Raw genomic sequence first — 18,129 nt, forward strand, 5'->3', positions numbered from 1 at the left:
GTCTCAAGTCCACGCTCCGTCCGTCGATTCCCAGCAGCGTACGTGGCGCGGAAGGTCGAGACCGGGTTATCCACAGGTCAGCATCGACTACGAGCGGGCGAGGAACGAGCCGATGCCGAATCGGGCGGTCACGCCGGGGCTGAAGAGGACCGAGTCGGGCTCGTGCTCGACGACACCCGGCAGGCCCGCCGCCGCACAGAGCTCGTCGCGCAACGAGGTGACGCGCGCCGGGTGCAGGACCCAGGGTTCGTGCTCGTTCGGCAACCACTGCGTCCGACCGAAGCGGCTCTGGAAGAGCCCCCACCGCGCCGTCAGGAACTGTGACAACTCGTCGTCGACGGCCGTCGCCCGGTCGACGTCGACGCCGAGCTGGAAGCCCGGACCTCGTGTCGTCGGCGACCCGGTGATCCGCCGCGACGCGTACTCCCAGCCGTCGTCCGTCGGCCGTTGCGCGGTCCGCGCCCACTGGTAGGGCAGGCCGAACATCGCGCGAGCCGCGAGGACCGCCGGCAGGCTCGACGCCTCCAGCGACCGGAACACGACGCCACGACGCCCCTCGGCATCGACCCCGTACAACCGGACGTTCACCTCGGTGAAGGAACCGCCGATGGGCGACGGCGGCAGTGGGCCGATTCTCGCGTCGCCCAGTTGGAAGGCGATGAGTCCGACCCAGGTGGAGCCGTCGAAGACGTCGGGGACCACCCCGGGCGGGAGCAGCGGCGCGACGGCGCTCGCCGGGACGCGCCAGTGGACGAACGCCAGGTCCCGCCATTCCTGCGCGGCGACGACCGGGCCGGACAGTGCCGGTGCGCTCGAGGCGATCGGCCGGGGCTCGCCGGTGGAGGTCGTCATGCCAGGTGCTCGTACTCGGGCAGGTCGATCTTGTCGGCCGGCGGGGAGAACAACTGCGCACCGACGAGCTTCGCCGGCTTCGACCCGGCCACACGGAGTGCGGTGCGGAAGGCCGCGACGCCGGCCTTCGACGTCGGATTGGCGAGCTGCGGCGTGCCCGGCGGCAGCGACTGGGCCTGCTCGACGTAGGGGCGCATGATGCGTTCGTACCCGCGGAAGGCGTCCCGGTGGTGCACGTGCGCGGCCAGCTCACCGGCCAGTACGTAGGCGCCGACGATCGACAGGCTCGTCCCCATGCCGCTGACGGGCGACGCGCACCAGGCCGCGTCACCGAGCAGTGCGACCCGCCCGGATGCCCAGCGGGGCGTCCTGACCTGGCCGATGGACTCGTAGTAGACGTCGTCGCTGTCGTCGAGGTGCTCGAGGATCCGGTTCGCCTGCCAGGGGAGTCCGACGAACCGGTTCCTGAGATGCCGTCGCTGCGCGTCGAGGTCGCGGCGCGCGGGGACGACGCCGTCGCCGCGGTCGGACGTGACCTCCGTCAACACCGCACGGGTGGTGCCGTGCCGGTCAGGTCGGAGCGTGACGCTGCGGCCGCCGACGCCCGAGTACCACTGCCACCACGGCACGTCGGCGTCGTCGCGAGGGATCGTGAGGTAGGTCATCTCGAGGCCGAGGGATCTGGTCACCGCCTCGCCGGGGAAGGCCAGCTCGCGGGTCGACGATCGGATGCCGTCCGCCGCGATCACGAGGTCGAACGCCTCGTCCTCGCCATGTGCGAAGGACACGAGGACCCGTTCGCCGTCGTCGTCGAGTCCGGTGATGTGGTCGCCGTACCGATAGGTGGTGGTGCCGTCTGTCGCGTCGATGAAGATGCGGGCCAGGTCACCGCGGAGGATCTCGACCTCGGCGGTCGCGCCGTCGGTCTCGGAGTCCGACACCGGGAACTCGGCGATCGTCTCACCGGCGTCACCGACGAACCGGGTGCCGCGCTCGCCGGTGGTCGCCTCGCGTGCCGCGTCCTCGAGGCCCGCGCGTCGCAGCACCTCGCGAGCAGCGCCCCGCACGTCGATGTTCTGGCCGCCGTCGCGGAACGCCGGCGCGCGCTCGACGACCGTCGTCTCCCAGCCGTAGCGGTTCAGCCAGAACGCCAGGCCGGGGCCGGCGATGCTGGCTCCGGAGATCAGGACGCGGGGAACGGTCATCGTGGTGCCACCTCTCGGGGAGCGTGGGACTGCCGCTCCGGTCGCCTCCATCATCGCGCTCGCCGATCCGAATCCCGCATGGTTGACAGCTCCGGCGGTGCAGGCGTCGCCCGCTTGTACGCTTGGGGCATGTCGAGGATCGAACGCAAGCGTCGCAAGCGGAGTGTGCGGGTCGATCGCGTCTACGACGGCGACGTCTACGTCCGGGTCAACTCCGTGGGATCCAGCGGGGATCGCTCCTTCATCCTCATCCCCGGCATCGGTGTCTCGTCCACCTACTTCGAGCGCCTCGCGCCGCACCTCAACGAGTTCGGGCCGGTGCACGCGCTCGACCTCCCCGGCTTCGGCGGGGTGCCGCACCCCTCGTCGACGCTCACGATCCGCGAGTACGCGGACCTCGTCGGTCGGGTCATCGACGAGCTCGATCTCAAGGACCCGATCATCGTCGGCCACTCGATGGGCAGTCAGGTGGTCAGCGACCTCGTCTCCCGGCGCCCCGAGTTGTCGACCCTCATCCTCATCGGGCCAGTCGTCGTGCCGGGCCAGCGCCGCGTGCTCACCCAGGCGGTCCGGTTCCTGCAGTCGAGTTGGCACGAACCGCTCACGGTGAAGGTCCTCGCCGTCAGCGCCTACGTCTTCTGCGGGTTCAAATGGTTCTCGCGGGTCCTGCCGGAGATGCTGACCTACCCGATCGAGGAGGCCCTGCCGAAGGTGCAGGCGCACACGCTCGTGATCCGCGGCGAGTACGACGCCGTCGCGCCGCGCGAGTGGGTGGAGCGGGTCGGTGAACTCCTGCCCTCCTCACGCCTCTGGGAGATTCCGGGTGCTGCGCACTCCGTCATGTACGCGCACGCCGAGGAGGTCGCGAAGCTCTGCGTCGACCACGCCAGACGCACGGTGGCGGACGGCGACGACGACCGACTCCGGGTCTACCCCGAGGACTCGGACGGGAGCGATGACAAGGAGCCGGAGGCGCCGCAGCCCGCGGCCATCATCCAGGCCGTCGGAGGTCGGATCGAGGAGACGATCGGGATCGTCACCGACGACGACGACCGCGTGGCCGAGGGGAAGTCGCAGGTGGCCGACGCGGTCGCCTCCATCGACCACGACTGAGCGCTCGCTGAGATGCGGCGGATCGTCGCTGAGCCTCGGGGCGGACGACGAACCGCCTCACCTCACTGCGTCGGCTCGCCGAACCAGCGCCGGAGGGCCGGCTCGAGCGGCTCCCGCCCGTCGGCCAGCCAGACCACGTGACCATCCGGGCGCAGGAGCACCGCCGTGGCCGCGAACTCCGGGGTCGTGGTGACGACCCGGTCGACGCGGTCCGCCCAACCGGACAGCCCGTGGGTCCCGGTCTGATCGAGCAGGAGCCCGCGACCCTCGTGGAGGAGAGCGAACAGACGCCCGCCGTCGGTCAGAGGGAGGTCACGGAGCCGTCGACCGAGCAGCGACCCGTCGTCCTCCGCTGCGACAGGACCTCCGACGTCGTACCGGATGCCGGTTGACGCGATCCGCTCGCCCAGGAAGCGGGCCACGTCGTCGAACCGCATCAGCTCCGAGAACAGCCGACGCACCGCCTGCGGGCCGGGGTCGGGGGACAGGAGGACGCTCTGCGCTCGGGTGAGCGTGAGGACGTCGTCGGCGACCGGGCGGCGCTCCGTCGCGTAGGTGTCGAGGAGGTCGGCCGGTGCCCAGCCGGCGAGCTCGGCGGCCAGCTTCCATCCGAGGTTGAACGCGTCCTGGATCCCGAGGTTGAGGCCCTGCCCGCCGAGGGGCGGGTGCACGTGGGCGGCGTCACCGGCGATGAGCACGCGGCCGACCCGGTAGCGCTCGGCGAGTCTCGTCGCATCGGTGAAGCGCGACAGCCAGCGCGGGGAGTGTGCGCCGAAGTCGGTCCCGGCGAAGCGCTCGAGCCGGGCCCGGAACTCCTCGATGGTGGGAGTCGCCAGGTGTTCGTCGGCGGGAGCGTCGGCGGGCGCCACCGCGCGGAAGAAGCCGTCGGACACCGGCCCGATGCCGAAGCCGCGGTGCGTCTTCCGGACCTCCTCGGCGATGGCGGCGACCTCGTCGGCCGGGAGGGCGACCTGGATCTCCCCGAGGATCCATTCGGTCTGCGCGGGCTCGCCGGGGAAGCCGATGCCGAGGATCTTTCGGACGGTACTCCGCCCGCCGTCGCACCCGACGAGCCACCGTGCCCGCAGGCGCTCACCGTCGTCCAGCTCGACGGTGACGCCGTCGTCGTCCTGTTCGAGGCCGACAAGTGCGCTCCCGCGACGCACTTCGGCGCCGAGCTCGACCGCGCGCTCGGTCAGCAGTCGATCGGTCACCGGCTGCGGGAGACCGAGGACGTAATCATGCGTGGTGTCGAGCGGCACGGGTCGCGGCGGGACGATGCCGGCGAAGTGACCGGTGGCGCCCGGGTACCGCGTGCCCTCGGCGAGGAACCGGTCGAGGATGCCGCGCTGGTCGAGGATCTCGATGCTCCGCGGGTGGAGGCCCAACGACCGCACGACAGGGCTCGGCTCGGCGTCCCGCTCGAGGACGAGGACGTCGGCGCCGTGGAGGCGGAGTTCGGCGGCCAGCATCATGCCGGTCGGGCCTCCACCGCTGATGATGACGTCGTGCATGAGGACCCCGTTCTCGTGGTCGGAGGCGACCCGGCCACCCATTCTGGAGGCCGGAGGGGGTCTTGCGGCAAGCCCCGGTGCCCGGCGTACTCTGGAACTGCAGCGGCAGTGAGATGCGGCGGATCGTCGCTCAGCCTCGGGCCGGGCGACGAACTGCCTCACCTCACCGTGTCGGCTCGCCTGGCCAGGATCGCCCCGTGTGGTCGCTGATCGAAGCTCGTCCTGGTGTGCGTCTCGATGACCTCGAAGCCCGCCCGGCGCACGTGCTCGGCCAGCTCCGTGATCGGCCAGCGATAGGCCGTCACGACAGCGTGGTCGAACGCTTCGACCGCCGGCCCCTCGAAGCAACCGATCAGGAGTTCACCTCCCGGCCGGAGCACGCGAGCGAACTCCGCGAGCGAGGCGTCGATGGTGTCGGGACGGTGGTGGATCAGTGAGTACCAGGCGAGGACGCCGCCCACCGAGCCGGTCTCCGCGTCGAGGGTGTCGAGGCTGCCGAGGTCGAACCGCGTCTCCGGGTGCTCGGCGCGCGCGTGCGCGATGAACTCGGGGACCAGATCGATGCCGCGGATGTCGAGCCCGCGCGCGGCGAGGTAGGCCGTCCAATGCCCCGGGCCGCAGCCGGCATCCAGCGCGGGACCGGCGACCCGGTCGGCCCAGGAGGTCACGAGCTGCCGGTCCGATGGGTGCACTGACGCCATCGTGCCCAGCAGCTTCGCGTACTCGGCGGACCGACGGGCGTAGGCGTCTCGGACGGTGCTCATGCTCTCACCGTACAGATGGGCCCGGGTCACGCCTGCAGTGAGTCGCCCCCGGTGGACGACTCACCCGGCGTGAGCCTGGCGAGCGCCGCCGCGACGAGGACGATGACGGCTGCCGCCGCGCTGATGCCGACGACCGCGGTGGGTGCACCGGTCGCTTGGATGAGGACGCCGGCGATCGCACTGCCCGCTGCCGCACCGATGTTGTGTCCCGCGTTCACCCAGGTCGTCGCGGCGTTCTGCTGGTACCGCCCACCGGCTGCGTGCGCGGCGACGTAGGAGACGATCATGATCGGCGAGAAGAACAGCCCGGCGACCGCGAGGACGACGCTGACGGCGAGGAAGCCGGTCACCGCGGCGATGAGCGATGCCGAGACGAGGAGCGCCCCCGCGAGTGCGACCAGCTGGCGGACGGCCGACCCCGGGACCGAGAGCGTTCCGTAGAGCAGCCCGCCGAGGGCGCTCCCGCCGGCGAAGAGCCCGAGGGCGATGCCCGCGGCGGCCGCACCACCGTGTTCCGCGAGCACGACCGGTACGGCGACACTGATGGTGCCCGAGACCGCCCCGGCGACCAGCACCGGCAGGAGTATGGCGATGAAGCGGGCGTCGAGCAGGAGTGACCGCCCACGGTCCTGCCGGGGGACGCTGCGATACTGCGGCGCCATGCTGCCGACGGTCGACGTGCTCACGAAGAGGAGTCCGCCGATGAGGACGAATCCGGCGGGCACGAGGAGCGCCGTCCCCGGGGTGATGACGGCGAGGGCCAACCCGGCCGCCGCGGGTCCCGCGAGGTAGAGGAGCTCCTCGATGACCGCATCCAGGCTGAGTGCCTTGCGCAGGAGTTCACCGTCGGGCGTGAGCCGACCCCAGGCGACACGCATCGTCGGGCCGAGAGGCGGAGCGAACGCGCCCGCCAGTCCCGCGAGCGTGATCAGGAGTGCTCCGGGAGCGGCGGTGAGCGACGCGACGGCCAGGCCCGCGATGGCGCCACCGAAGACGAGGATCAGGATGGCCAGGACGCGACGCGCGCCGTGGCGGTCGATGAACCAGGCCCGAAGCGGTGCGAGGAGGCTCGCCGTGGCGCCGTAGACGGCCACCGCGACACCCGCGAGGGCGATCGAACCCGTCGCCTCGGAGACCGCGTAGAGCAGAGGCAGCAGCACCAGCGCGTAGGCGGATCTGCCGACGAGAGCGGACCCGAAGGTCAACGGGACATGGGGAAGTGCGAGCACGTCGAGATAACGCGCTGTCCGGGTGGACGACATGAGAAGGACTCCAGTGAAACGGGCGCGCTCGACGGCGCGCGGGGTGATCAGGATCGGGACGACGAGCGTCGGGGACGACGCGCGGACCGATCAATCACGAACTGGAGACATGTCGGGCAGCCTCCCGGCAACGACGAGCGTCGCGCTGCCGTCCGCTACAGCGTCGTCAGGAACGCCCGGATGTCCTCCGCGAGGAGCTCGGGCTCCTCGTGCGGCGCGAAGTGGCCGCCTCGGGGCATCGTCGTGAACCGTCGCACGTCGTAGCTCCGCTCGGCCCAGCTGCGCGGTGGGCTCGCAAGGTCGTGCGGGAACAGCGCGACCGCGGTCGGCACGTCGACCCGGTCGACACGGGTCGTGATCCCGGTCGCGGACTCGTAGTACGGGCGGAGCGAGGTGCCGATCGCGTTCGTGAACCAGTAGACGGAGGCGAGTGTCGCGAGGTACTCGTCGCTGAACCGGGACGAGACGTCGCCGTCGCAATCGCTCCAGGCCCGATGCTTCTCGAGGATCCACGAGAGCAGGCCGACGGGGGAGTCGGACAGTGCGGGAGCGAGCGTGAGTGGACGCGTGTGGTGCTGATGCTCGTACGCACCCTCCTCGGCGTCCCAGGCCTCGACCCGGGCGAGATGCGCCCGCTCCTCCTCGGTGAGCGTCTCGGCGTCGACCTCGAGCGGCGCGGCGACCGCGAGGAGGTGGATGCCGGCGACCGCCTCGGGATGCGCCTGCGCGAGCCGAGAGGTGATCCCGGCCCCGAGGTCGCCTCCATGGGCGGCGTACCGGGCGAAGCCGAGGTGATCGTGCATGAGGGTGTGCCACAGCTCGTGGGTCTGATCGCCGAAGGTCGGCCGTTGCGGCGAGAACGGCAGTCCGGGCAGCGCGGGCACGATGACGGTGACGGCGCTCGCCGGGTCCCCGTCGAAGCGGGACGGTGTCGCGAGGCGCCTGGCGAGTCCGACCAGTTCGAGAGCGGTGCTCGGCCATCCGTTCGTGAGGACGACGGGGAGGCCGCCCGGGGCTTCGGCGTCGAACCGGAGGTAGGTGATGGTGGCCCCATCGATCTCGGCCCGGTGCCACGGCAGGGCGTTGATGTCCCGCTGCTGTGCTGCCCAGTCGAAGTCGTCCGCCCAGTAGGTGACGAGCCGTCGCAGCTCGTCCTGGTCGGTGCCGGCCTCCCAACCGGCGGTCGGCCAACGGTCAGGCCAGCGAGTGTCGTGGAGTCTGCGGCGGAGGTCGGCGAGGTCGTCGTCGCCGACGTCCATGACGGTCTGACCCGCTGGCGACCGGGTCACCTGGTAGTGGCGCTCGATGCCCGCGGTCGCGCGTCCCCACGCGCTGGACGCGACGCGGGCCTGGTGTGCTGCGAACGACCCGTCGTCTTCGAAGACCTCGGCGACGTCCCAGACGAGCGGGTCGTCCGTCGGCGTCACCTCGAACGACACGCACCCCGGTTCGGCTCGGGTGAGAGCGACATGCTCCGGCAGATGGGTCTCGACGATCGCCACGTCGGTCGGTGTCGCGCAGATCAACTGGCCGGTCAGGTGCACGGTGGTCATGGTCTCACCGTAGCGAGGGTCGGCCCTCCGGCTGCTTCGTCCCGAGCTCCGCGCCGCGTTTCCAGAGCCACTCGACGGGACCGAGTGCGAACCGCCGGAGCCAGAGGTGGGCGAAGCCGGTCACGAGCGCGGCGATGACGACGAACGCGGCGACGGTGACCGGGACACGCCACGGAGCGGTGAGTTCGGCGAGGCCGAAGCCCCACCCGTAGAAGATCGCGCCGCCGAGGAGGTTCTGCAGGAGATAGGCGCTCAGCGCGACCTTCCCGAGTTCGCGGAGACGCGAGGCCACCCAGCCGTCGGTGCCGAAGCGACGACAGAGCTCGACGGTGGCGCCGAGGATGCCGAGCGCCACGAGGGGCGCAGCCAGGTAGCGTTCGGCGAGGAGCCCCGCGGTGCCGCCCGCGATCCCCAGCAGCAGGTCGACCGGCAGCGCGCAGGCACCGATGATCATCAGGCGGCGTCGGAGTCGACCACCGGTCTCACCGAAGACCCCGGCCTGGAAGAGGTGTGCGCCGGCGAGGAACATCGCGAGCGTGAGGAATCCAATCAGCACGGGCTCCGCGCGGAAGACCCCCATGTTGTCGAGCCGAAAGACCGCCAGGCCGAGGAACGATTCAGTGGCGTAGGGGCTCGGTCCGGCGGGGAGAGGGAGGTCGCCCGAGACCGCCGGCGTCGTGGCGATGAACGCGACGATCGCGCTGATGAGAAGGACGTGCAGCGCGCCGAAGACGGCGATCATGGCGCGCTGGGCGCGGGGCCTCGTGAGCAGGAGCCAGGCGACGATGGCGCCGGTGACCGCGTAGCCCATGAGGACGTCGAACTCCGCGATGAGGACGTAGTTCACGGCACCGTCGATGAGCAGCAGGGTGGCGCGCCACAGGTAACGACCGGGCCAGCGTTGCTCGCGTCGGCGTGCGGTGGCGTGCTGGATCGCGAGTCCCGCGCCGAACATCAGGGTCAGGAGGGCGAGGAACTTGCCCTGCGTGAGTGCCATGAGGGCGAGCTGGATCGTGCCCGCCGCGGGGCCGGTCTCCGGGGTCACCGGTGCCGAGAGCATCCCGAGCAGACCCCAGGGGTGCGAGAACACCCAGATGTTGGTGCCGAGCGTGCCGAGGATGGCGAGTCCGCGGACCACGTCGAGTGCGGCGATGCGTCGGGAGGTCGGCGGCGCTGGCGGCAATACGCTCGTATTGGTCATGTGAAGACCGTACCCTGTCGAGTGGGCGATGGCGAAAGCGGAGGCGATGACCGAGCAGGACACGAACAGGGATCGGATCCTCGATGCACTGCTGCGGATCATGGCGTCGCGCGGAGCCGATGCGCTGACCATCCGCACGGTCGCGAGCGAGGCCGGTGTCTCCGTCGGCGCGGTCCAGCATCACTTCCCGACGAAGGACCGACTGGTCGTCGCGGCGATGACCGAGGTCAACGAGCGGTTCCGTCAGCGCGTGGCAGCGCGGCTCGGGGCTGTGAACTCCGAGGAGGAGCGACTTCGGATCTTCTGTCGTGAGATCGCCTGTATCGAGGGTGACGATCTGACCGATGGGATCGTCTGGGTCGCCTTCGCCGCGCGGGCGAGCACGGAGACCGAGGTGCGCGTGATACACGCCGCTGACTGGGCTCGCACCGAGGAGGTCCTCCTGCGGCTGCTCGTCGCCGCGTTCCCTGATGACGGCCTGGCCGCGGACGACGCGGCGCTCCTGCTCGCGGTGCTCGACGGCATCGCGGTCGCGCGAGCAGCGGAGCAGTCGGACCGGATGACGCCGGAGCGCGCCGAACGCCTGATCGACGCGACGCTGCGGGGCCTGGGGCGCGCGGGCTGAGCCACGCCGGTCCGGCTCAGTCGACGTCCAGGTCGAGCTCGACGAGATAGCCGACCAGCCGGGGCTCGACCTCGCCCGGTGGCGGCGGGTCCGTCGTCTGCGCCGCTCGGGCGGCCGCTTCCGCCGCCTGCGCCGCTGCGCGTGCCGCGGCCGCCGCTGCCTCTGCCCCTGCCTGGGCGTCGGGGTGATCGATCCCGCGCGTGAGTGGGATCCGCGGTGTCTCCTCGACGACGAGCGGTCCGGGGACGGTCTCGTGGTGGGTGACGTACGCGGAGGGTCGCATCGCCGCGATCATCGGGCTGTCCGGCGAGCCGAAGAAGCGAGCCGGGGTGGAAGAGACTCCGGGCGGCAGCGGTGGTCGCTTGGTGTGGATGAGGCGCGAGGGGATCGACACCCTCGACAGCTTCGCCAGCCTGCCCGTCAGGCGCTCCGGCGCGGGACTCTCCTCGTGGTGCATCTCGACACCGTCGATCTGCGCCGTGAGGTCCGCACCGATCGCCTCAATCAGCCAGGTCCGCTGTCCGTCGTCGACGGGCCAGACGGAGAGGGTCACCCGTTGGCCGGTTTCCAGCGGCCCGCCGCAACAGCCCCACTCCCAGGGGCTGAGCCAGAGCGTCCGCCGGGTCCTCCGTGCCGAATCCGTGGTGGCGGATCGGAGGCGCGAGACCAGCTCGATTGTGGGTGCGGTCAGGACGCGGAGGGCGATCGCGTCGCCGGGCATCGGTACATGGCCGAGCTCGCTGAGTCCCCAGCTGCGGTACATCGCTGCCGCGTCGCTCGCGCGCTCGTAGACGCCGATGAAGGTCTGTGTCTCCGTCCGGTCCTGCAGCAGCGCGGCCAGGCAGCCGCGGGCGACCCCACGTCCGCGCTGATCCTCCGCGACGGCGAGTTCGTGGACCACGACGGCGTCCTCCGGCCGCGCGAGCGCAGTCGCAGCCGTGCTGCTGGAGTCGGCCAGTTGCGCCAGGATGCCGAGCCAGGCCGGGTCGGCATCGAGGCCGTGGGCGAGCGCGAAGCCCACGACCCGGCCGTCGACCGTGGCGATGACGAGGCGTCCGCCGCGGTGCCCGAGATGCTCCGGGCCCCACTGCCGGATGGTCGCGAGGTCGATCGCGTCCTCGTTGTACGGCTCGGCGGTGAACGCCGCGACGAACAGCTGCGTGACCTCACCCCACACGCCGTCGGGTGCGGATCCGGTGAACGAGGTGTAGCCGACCGGGCTCATCATCCAGCCAGCATAGGGAAGTGCCGCGACCGGCTCAGTTCATTCGCCCATGTTTGGGCGAGCGGACATTGCGTCGCCCAAAGATGGGCGAATGAACCGAGGCCTAGAGCGTGTTGCCGAGCTTGAAGCCCTGGGCCTCGTCGCCCTTGCGGGTGTAGGAGAAGCCGTCGGCACCGATGGTGACCTCGAGCTCGGAGTCGTCGGTCCTGGAGACCACCGGCTTCGGCTCGCCGTCGAGGTCGAGGACGAGCGACGCGTCCGTGTACCAACTCGGCACGACGGCATTGCCCCACCAGTCGCGACGCTGGTTGTCGTGCACGTCCCACGTGACCACCGGGTTGTCGGGGTCGCCCGTGTAGTAGTCCTGGGTGTAGATCTCGATCCGGTGTCCGTCGGGGTCGCGGATGTACAGGTAGAACGCGTTCGAGACGCCGTGCCTGCCGGGGCCGCGCTCGATGACGTCCGACATCCGCAGCGCGCCGAGCTTGTCGCAGATCGCGATGATGTTGTGCTTCTCGTGCGTCGCGAACGCCACGTGGTGCATGCGCGGTCCGTCACCACCCGTCATCGCCGTGTCGTGCACGGTCGGCTTCCGCCGCATCCACGCCGCATACGTCGTCCCGGCCTCGTCCTGGATGTCCTCAGTGACGCGGAACCCGAGGTCCTCCATGTACGCGACCGCGCGCGGCACGTCGGGCGTCACCTGGTTGAAGTGGTCGAGCCGCACGAGCGCGCCTGGCGTGTACAGGTCGTAGCGCCACGCCAACCGCTCGACGTGCTCCACGTCGTAGAAGAACTCATAGGGGAACCCGAGCGGATCCTCGACGCGCACCGAGTCGCCGATGCCTTTCACATAGCCTTCGGCCCGACGCTCCACCCGGCACCCGAGCTCCGTGTAGAAGGCGACCGCGCGGTCGAGGTCCTCAGGACTCCGCACCCGGTAGCTGAACGCGGCGACCGCCGCCACCGGCCCCTGCCGCAGCACGAGGTTGTGGTGGATGAACTCCTCGAAGCTCCGCAGGTAGACGGTCGTCTCGTCCTCCTCCGTGACCACGAGGTCGAGGACGTCGACGTAGAACTTCCGGCTCGCGGCGAGATCCGTGACGACGATCTCCATGTACGCACAGCGGAGGATGTCCGGCGGGGTGGCGGCGGGCGTCGGGATGCGGTTCACCGGCACGGCGATCGGGTCGGCGGCGGTCACGACGGGCTCGGCCGACGACGGGGTGATGGGGTTCGACATGATCTGCGTCCTTGCTGATCTCGGTTGCTGGGTGGAAGTCGACCGGGAGCGGTCAGTGCGCGGCCTGCAGCGGCCCGCCGGTCCCGAAGCGTGGGGAGTGCGCCTGGTTCAGCGTGATGTGCACCGCCTGCTGGTCGGTGTAGAAGTCGATCGAGCGGTAGCCGCCCTCGTGCCCGAGCCCCGAGGCCTTCACCCCGCCGAACGGCGTGCGGAGGTCGCGCACGTTGTTCGAGTTCAGCCACACCATCCCGGCCTGCACGTTCTGCGAGAAGGTGTGGGCCCGCTTGAGGTCGTTCGTCCAGATGTAGGCGGCGAGCCCGTACTTCGTGTCGTTCGCGAGCGCGAGTGCCTCCTCGTCGGAGTCGAACGGGGTGATGGCGACGACCGGCCCGAAGATCTCCTCCTGGAAGATGCGGGCGGTCGGCGGTACGTCGGCGAAGACCGTCGGCGCGACGTAGTTGCCGGTCGGGAACCCCTCGGGGCGACCACCACCGGCGACGAGGCGGCCCTCGGTCTTGCCGATCTCGACGTAGCCCATGACCTTCTCGTAGTGCTCCGGGTGCACGAGCGCGCCGACCTCGGTGGCCGGGTCGTTCGGGTGCCCGACGACGATGTTGCGGGCCCGCTCGGCGTAGCGCTCGACGAAGTCGTCGTAGACACTCCGCTCGACGAGGATGCGGCTTCCGGCGGTGCAGCGCTCGCCGTTCAACGAGAACACCCCGAACACCGTCGCGTCGAGGGCGTCGTCGAGGTCGGCGTCGGCGAACACGACGGCCGGCGACTTGCCGCCCAGCTCCATCGAGAGCCCCTTCAGGAACGGCGCGGCGTTCGCGAAGATGAGCTGACCGGTGCTGCTCTCGCCGGTGAACGAGATGAGCGGCACGTCCGGGTGCTTCACGAGGGCGTCGCCGGCGTCCTCACCGAGCCCGTTCACGAGGTTGAACACCCCGTCGGGCACGCCGGCGTCGCGGAAGATGTCCGCCCACAGGCTCGCCGAGAGCGGGGTGAACTCCGCCGGCTTCAGGACGACCGTGTTCCCGGTCGCGAGGGCCGGAGCGAGCTTCCAGCTCTCGAGCATGAACGGCGTGTTCCACGGCGTGATGAGCCCCGCGACGCCGATGGGCTTGCGGTTGACGTAGTTGAGCTGCCGCCCGGGCACCTTGTAGGTGTCGTCGTGCTGGGCGACGATCAGGTCGGCGAAGAATCGGAAGTTCTCGGCGGCGCGCTTCGCCTGACCGAGCGCCTGCGTGATCGGCAGTCCGGTGTCGAAGCTCTCCAGCTCCGCGAGGCGGGCGTCCTGCGCCTCGACGGCGTCGGCGACCCGGTGCAGGATCCGGCTGCGCTCGCGGGGGAGGAGCCGCGGCCACGGACCCTCGTCGAAGGCCCGCTTCGCTGCGGCGACGGCGAGGTCGATGTCCGCCTGCTTGCCGGCGGCGGCCTGGACGTAGGTCTCGTTCGACACCGGATCGAGGACGTCGAAGGTGTCGCCGTCGACCGAGTCGACGAACGCGCCGTCGATGTAATGCCGGATACGGTCGGGCAACGCTGCCGGAACGTGCTGGGTCATGGGTGGTTCCTCCGGTCGGTGGTGGACGGCGGTGACGACGTCGGGCGGGCCGCGGTGGGCGGCTGGTGCTCCGCCTGGTACGCGAGCATGGCGTCGAGGGTCGCCGTGCGGTGGTCGCGGGCGGCGATCTCGATCTCGAGCGGCTGCGCGCCGGCGGCGATGAGTTCGAGGATGCCGTCGTGCTCGGCGACCGACTCCCGCGCGCGGCCGGGCACGAAGCTGAACGTGGAATCGCGGAGCGCGTTCAGCCGCCGCCAGCCGCGGTGGACGAGGTCGAGGACGTGCGGGTTCGGGCACTCCTCGAAGAGGACGGTGTGGAACTCCAGGTTCAGCGCCGTGAACGCGTGCGGGTCGAAGTCGTCGAGCGTGCGGCGCATCCGCTCGTTGATCTCGCGGGCGCGGGCCAGGTGGTCGTCGGTGAGGTAGGCGGCACTCATCGAGGTCGCCGCGCCCTCGACGAGGGCGAGCGTCTGCATCGTGAAGAGGTACTCGGTCTCGTGCAGCATCGCGACCTGCGCGCCGACGTTGCGCTCGAACGTCACGAGCCCCTCGGCCTCCAGCCGCCGGATCGCCTCGCGCACCGGGACGACGCTGATGTCGAGCTCGCCGGCGATCTGGCCGAGCACCAGCCGGTACCCGGGGACGAAGCGCCCCTCGTCGATCGCCTCGCGGATGAACCGGTAGGCGCGCTCGGACTTGCTGAGCGACGCCTCCTGCCCGGTCGTCGGGTGCGGTCCGCTCATTGTCCCTGCTCGCTCTCGTATCGTGCCCGCCACTCGGCGTTCAGCGGGAAGAGTCCGTCGACGGCGGCACCGCCACGGACCTGCTCGGCGATCCACGCGTCCTCCGCCTCCTGCACGACCGCCTCCGCGGCGACCTCGGCGGCGAGCGCCCGAGGGATCGCGATGACGCCGTCACCGTCCCCGACGATCACGTCGCCCGGCAGGACGGTCGCCCCACCGCAGGTGATCGCGACATCGGTCTCCCACGGCACATGGCGGCGCCCGAGGACGGACGGGTGCGGACCCTGCGAGAAGGTCGGCAGGTCGAACGCCGCGACCTGCTCGGCATCGCGGATGCCGCCGTCGGTGACGACCCCGGCCGATCCCCGTTGCTGCGCCCGAAGTGCGAGGACGTCGCCGACGGTGCCCGTGCCGCGCTCACCGCGTGCCTCGATCACGATGACCTCGCCGGACTCGACGGTGTCGAAGATGCGCTTCTGCGCGTTGAAGCCGTTCCCACGCTCGGCGAAGAGGTCGGGCCGGTAGGCGACGAAGCGGAGGGTGCGGGCCACGCCGACCATGCGCGTGCCCGGTCGTGAGGCGTGGACGCCCTCGATGAAGACCTCGGTGTACCCGCGGGCCCGCAGCTTGGCGCTCAGCGTCGCCGTCGAGACCGAGGCGAGCTGCTCGGCGACCGCGGGGTCGAGCGGTTCGGCGGGCGATGCAGCGGTGAGAGGCTCAGCCGGTGCAGGCAGACCCGCCGCCACAGCGTCCCCCCAGGCCTCGATCCGCTGATGGTCGTCGACGACCGGCTTCGCGCCGAACCCGCCGAAGGGCTCGGTGCCCTCGACGACCGTCGTCACGAGTCGACCGCTCGTCGGGGTGCCGGGTGCGGTCGGTGCGTCGACCTCGACCTCGACGACGTCGCCGGGCACGACGACGGAGGAGCCGGCGGGTGTGCCGGTGAGGATGACATCGCCGGGCTCGAGCGTCGAGAGCTGCGAGAGGTCGGCGATGAGCTGGGCGAAGGGGAAGAGCAGCGTGTCGCTCGTGTCGTCCTGGACCACGACGCCGTTGACCCAGGTGCGCACGCGGAGGGCGGCCGGATCGATCTGCTCGGCGGAGATGACGGACGGGCCGAGCGGCGTGTAGCCGTCGCCGCCCTTCGATCGCAGGTTCGACCCCTTGTCTGCGCTGCGGAGGTCGTAGAGCCCGAAGTCGTTCGCCGCGGTGACGCCCGAGACGTGCTGCCAGGCGTCCTCGACGCGGACGCGGCGGGCCGCGGACCCGATGATGATCGCGATCTCGCCCTCGAAGGCGAGCAGTTCCGCGCCGGCCGGGCGCTCGATGGTGCCGCCCGTGCTCGAGACGGAGGACCACGGCTTGAGGAAGTACGAGGGGTGCTCCGGCGTGCGGCCGCGCTGGGCCGCTCGCGACGGGTAGTTGAGGTGGACGGCGATGATCTTGCCGCCCCCGCTGTTCGGGAGGCCTTCGATGCCCTGGTGGCTGCTCATCACACGTCCTCGTTGTCGGTATCCAGAATCGTATACGATCCGGACACAGTGGGGAAGGGTCAGTACCCGTCGCTGCGGGTCGCGTCGCTCCGGCCGTCGATGAAGCGCTCGGCCAGCTGCTCGGATGCGCGGGCGAGGAGCGACACGTCCGCACCGACGAGGACGAAGGACGCCCCGCGGTCGAGGTAGTGCGCCGCCATGACGGGGTCGAAGGCGTTCACGCCGGCCGGCTTCCCCGCGGCGGCGGCGGCATCGAGCACCCGCTCGACAGCGCTGACCACGGTGGGGTGCCCCTGCTGGCCGAGCAGTCCGAGCGACGCCGAGAGGTCGGCCGGACCGACGAACACCGCGTCCACGCCGTCGACCGCGAGGATCTCGTCCGCCTGCTCGACGGCCTCCGCGGACTCGATCTGCACCGTGAGCGACACCGAATCGTTCGCCTGCGCGAGGTAGTCGTCGATCCGGTTCCAGCGGGAGGACCTCGCGAGCGCGCTGCCGACCCCGCGGACGCCCTGCGGCGGGTACCGCACGGCCTGTACGAGTGCCGCCGCCTGCTCGGCCGACGACACCATGGGCACGATGAGGTTCTGTGCCCCGAGGTCGAGCACCTGCTTGATGACGACCGCGTCGCCGAACGGCACCCGCACCAGTGGACACACCGGGAAGGCGGCCACCACCTGCAGCTGTAGCTGGATGCTCTCCAGGGTGTTCGCCGAGTGCTCGCCGTCGATGAGGAGCAGGTCGAGCCCGCTGCCCGCCGCGATCTCCGCCGCGATCGGGCTGCCAGACACCACCCACATTCCGATGAGGGGGCGATCCGCGGTGCGCAGGCGCTCGCCGAAGGTCGGCGGCAGGGTCATTCGAATCGGCATGTCACGGCTCCCAGTCCCTGGTATTCGGCGTGGACGGTGTCGCCCCGTTCGACCCACATCGGTCTCGTGAACGATCCCGACAGGATGACCTCCCCGGCGGCGAGACTCCCGCCGTGCTGGGCGAGCTTGCCGGCGAGCCACGCGACGCCGAGTGCCGGGTGTCCGAGGACGGCGCCGGCGACGCCCGAGTCCTCGATGGTCTGGTTGCGGTACAGCAGGGCCGAGACCCAGCGCGGGTCGATCGCGTCGGGGCGGACGGGCGTTCCGCCGAGCACCATGGCACCGAGCGCCGCGTTGTCGGCGATGGTGTCGACGATCGTGCGACCGTCGAGTTCGATGTGGGAGTTGAGGACCTCGAGCGCGGGGACGATGTGATCGGTCGCGTCGAGCACCTCGAAGATCGTGCAGTGCGGGCCCTGCAGTGGGCGGCCGAGGACGAAGGCCAGCTCGACCTCCACGCGGACGTTGGAGTAGGCGTCGAAGTCGAGCGTCGCGCCCGAGTCGAAGACCTGGTCGTCGAGGATGACCCCGTAGTCGGGTTCGGTGATCCCGGTGGCCTGCTGCATCGCCTTCGAGGTGAGGCCGATCTTGTGGCCGACGACGCGCTGACCGGCGGCGATGCGGCGTTCGGCCCAGAGCGCCTGCACGGCGTAGGAGTCCTCGATGGTCATGCCGGGGTGCCGGGCGGTGAGGAGGGGGATGACGCTCCGCTCCTCGTGCGCCGCCGCCAGCTCGTCGGCGATCGCCTGTCGTTCGTGATCCTGCATCGCGTCCCGTCCTCATCTGCGTCGACTGCGGCCTGCGATCACGATACGGTGCGTCGTCATCGACTGCCTCTTGCGCGGTGACCACGATTGTATACGATGTGGTGTACATTCTGGCGGTCCAATGACGGGC

The 18,129-nt window shown here is 70.7% G+C and carries 16 protein-coding genes; 2 read left to right on the forward strand and 14 right to left on the reverse strand.

Going from position 1 to position 18,129, the window contains the following annotated elements; all coding sequences use genetic code 11:
* Positions 1 to 87: 87 nt before the first annotated feature.
* Together ITJ66_RS04170 and ITJ66_RS04175 are read right to left on the reverse strand one after the other, a co-directional pair.
* Entirely contained in the window at positions 88 to 852 is a 765-nt protein-coding gene (locus ITJ66_RS04170; protein ID WP_194643614.1) for a YqjF family protein, read from the reverse strand.
* Complete coding sequence (locus ITJ66_RS04175) at positions 849 to 2,057, reverse strand: FAD-dependent monooxygenase (protein ID WP_191940346.1); 1,209 nt, start codon at positions 2,055 to 2,057, stop codon at positions 849 to 851. Before ITJ66_RS04175 ends, ITJ66_RS04170 begins: the two co-directional genes overlap by 4 nt.
* A gap of 129 nt (positions 2,058 to 2,186) precedes the next feature.
* On the opposite strand from ITJ66_RS04175, the gene ITJ66_RS04180 reads away from it, so the two are divergent.
* Positions 2,187 to 3,170: an alpha/beta fold hydrolase gene (locus tag ITJ66_RS04180; RefSeq protein ID WP_202938638.1), complete on the forward strand. Its 984-nt coding sequence runs from the start codon at positions 2,187 to 2,189 to the stop codon at positions 3,168 to 3,170.
* Between the two features lie 62 nt (positions 3,171 to 3,232).
* Here ITJ66_RS04180 and ITJ66_RS04185 read toward each other — a convergent pair whose 3' ends face one another.
* The 5 genes from ITJ66_RS04185 to ITJ66_RS04205 all read right to left on the reverse strand — a co-directional run bounded on the left by ITJ66_RS04185 (position 3,233) and on the right by ITJ66_RS04205 (position 9,464).
* The gene (locus ITJ66_RS04185) at positions 3,233 to 4,684 is read right to left on the reverse strand and encodes an FAD-dependent monooxygenase (RefSeq protein ID WP_194643616.1); all 1,452 of its coding nucleotides are present in this window, start codon (positions 4,682 to 4,684) and stop codon (positions 3,233 to 3,235) included.
* A 158-nt stretch (positions 4,685 to 4,842) separates the two neighbouring features.
* Positions 4,843 to 5,448 carry a class I SAM-dependent methyltransferase gene (locus ITJ66_RS04190; protein WP_194643618.1) on the reverse strand — a complete coding sequence of 202 codons (606 nt, stop codon included), beginning with the start codon at positions 5,446 to 5,448 and terminating at the stop codon, positions 4,843 to 4,845.
* Positions 5,449 to 5,474: 26 nt separating this feature from the next.
* Complete coding sequence (locus ITJ66_RS04195; protein ID WP_194643620.1) at positions 5,475 to 6,710, reverse strand: MFS transporter; 1,236 nt, start codon at positions 6,708 to 6,710, stop codon at positions 5,475 to 5,477.
* 155 nt (positions 6,711 to 6,865) lie between these two features.
* Positions 6,866 to 8,263: an alpha/beta fold hydrolase gene (locus ITJ66_RS04200; protein ID WP_194643623.1), complete on the reverse strand. Its 1,398-nt coding sequence runs from the start codon at positions 8,261 to 8,263 to the stop codon at positions 6,866 to 6,868.
* A 4-nt stretch (positions 8,264 to 8,267) separates the two neighbouring features.
* Positions 8,268 to 9,464: a DUF418 domain-containing protein gene (locus tag ITJ66_RS04205; protein ID WP_194643625.1), complete on the reverse strand. Its 1,197-nt coding sequence runs from the start codon at positions 9,462 to 9,464 to the stop codon at positions 8,268 to 8,270.
* A 46-nt stretch (positions 9,465 to 9,510) separates the two neighbouring features.
* Between ITJ66_RS04205 and ITJ66_RS04210 the strand changes: the two genes are divergently transcribed.
* Positions 9,511 to 10,089: a TetR/AcrR family transcriptional regulator gene (locus tag ITJ66_RS04210; protein WP_194643627.1), complete on the forward strand. Its 579-nt coding sequence runs from the start codon at positions 9,511 to 9,513 to the stop codon at positions 10,087 to 10,089.
* A 16-nt stretch (positions 10,090 to 10,105) separates the two neighbouring features.
* Here the strand turns inward: ITJ66_RS04210 and ITJ66_RS04215 are convergent, their stop codons facing one another.
* The 7 genes from ITJ66_RS04215 to ITJ66_RS04245 form a co-directional block, all read right to left on the reverse strand.
* A complete protein-coding gene (locus ITJ66_RS04215; protein WP_194643629.1) occupies positions 10,106 to 11,317 on the reverse strand; it encodes a GNAT family N-acetyltransferase in 1,212 nt (403 codons plus the stop codon).
* Positions 11,318 to 11,417: 100 nt separating this feature from the next.
* On the reverse strand, positions 11,418 to 12,557 hold the full coding sequence (gene hpaD / locus ITJ66_RS04220; RefSeq protein WP_194643631.1) for a 3,4-dihydroxyphenylacetate 2,3-dioxygenase: 1,140 nt from the start codon (positions 12,555 to 12,557) through the stop codon (positions 11,418 to 11,420).
* A gap of 52 nt (positions 12,558 to 12,609) precedes the next feature.
* Positions 12,610 to 14,124: a 5-carboxymethyl-2-hydroxymuconate semialdehyde dehydrogenase gene (gene hpaE / locus ITJ66_RS04225; protein WP_194643632.1), complete on the reverse strand. Its 1,515-nt coding sequence runs from the start codon at positions 14,122 to 14,124 to the stop codon at positions 12,610 to 12,612.
* The gene (locus ITJ66_RS04230; protein ID WP_194643635.1) at positions 14,121 to 14,867 is read right to left on the reverse strand and encodes a GntR family transcriptional regulator; all 747 of its coding nucleotides are present in this window, start codon (positions 14,865 to 14,867) and stop codon (positions 14,121 to 14,123) included. The genes hpaE and ITJ66_RS04230 overlap by 4 nt, the downstream gene beginning before the upstream one ends.
* Entirely contained in the window at positions 14,864 to 16,360 is a 1,497-nt protein-coding gene (locus tag ITJ66_RS04235; RefSeq protein ID WP_194643637.1) for a fumarylacetoacetate hydrolase family protein, read from the reverse strand. Before ITJ66_RS04235 ends, ITJ66_RS04230 begins: the two co-directional genes overlap by 4 nt.
* Positions 16,361 to 16,419: 59 nt before the next feature.
* Positions 16,420 to 17,232 (reverse strand): HpcH/HpaI aldolase/citrate lyase family protein, encoded by an 813-nt coding sequence (locus ITJ66_RS04240; RefSeq protein WP_194643639.1) that lies wholly within the window; start codon positions 17,230 to 17,232, stop codon positions 16,420 to 16,422.
* Positions 17,217 to 17,999 (reverse strand): 2-keto-4-pentenoate hydratase, encoded by a 783-nt coding sequence (locus ITJ66_RS04245; protein WP_194643641.1) that lies wholly within the window; start codon positions 17,997 to 17,999, stop codon positions 17,217 to 17,219. Before ITJ66_RS04245 ends, ITJ66_RS04240 begins: the two co-directional genes overlap by 16 nt.
* Between the last annotated feature and the right edge of the window lie 130 nt (positions 18,000 to 18,129).

It is taken from the genome of Plantibacter sp. VKM Ac-2885 (assembly GCF_015351205.1).
GTDB lineage: Bacteria > Actinomycetota > Actinomycetes > Actinomycetales > Microbacteriaceae > Plantibacter > Plantibacter auratus.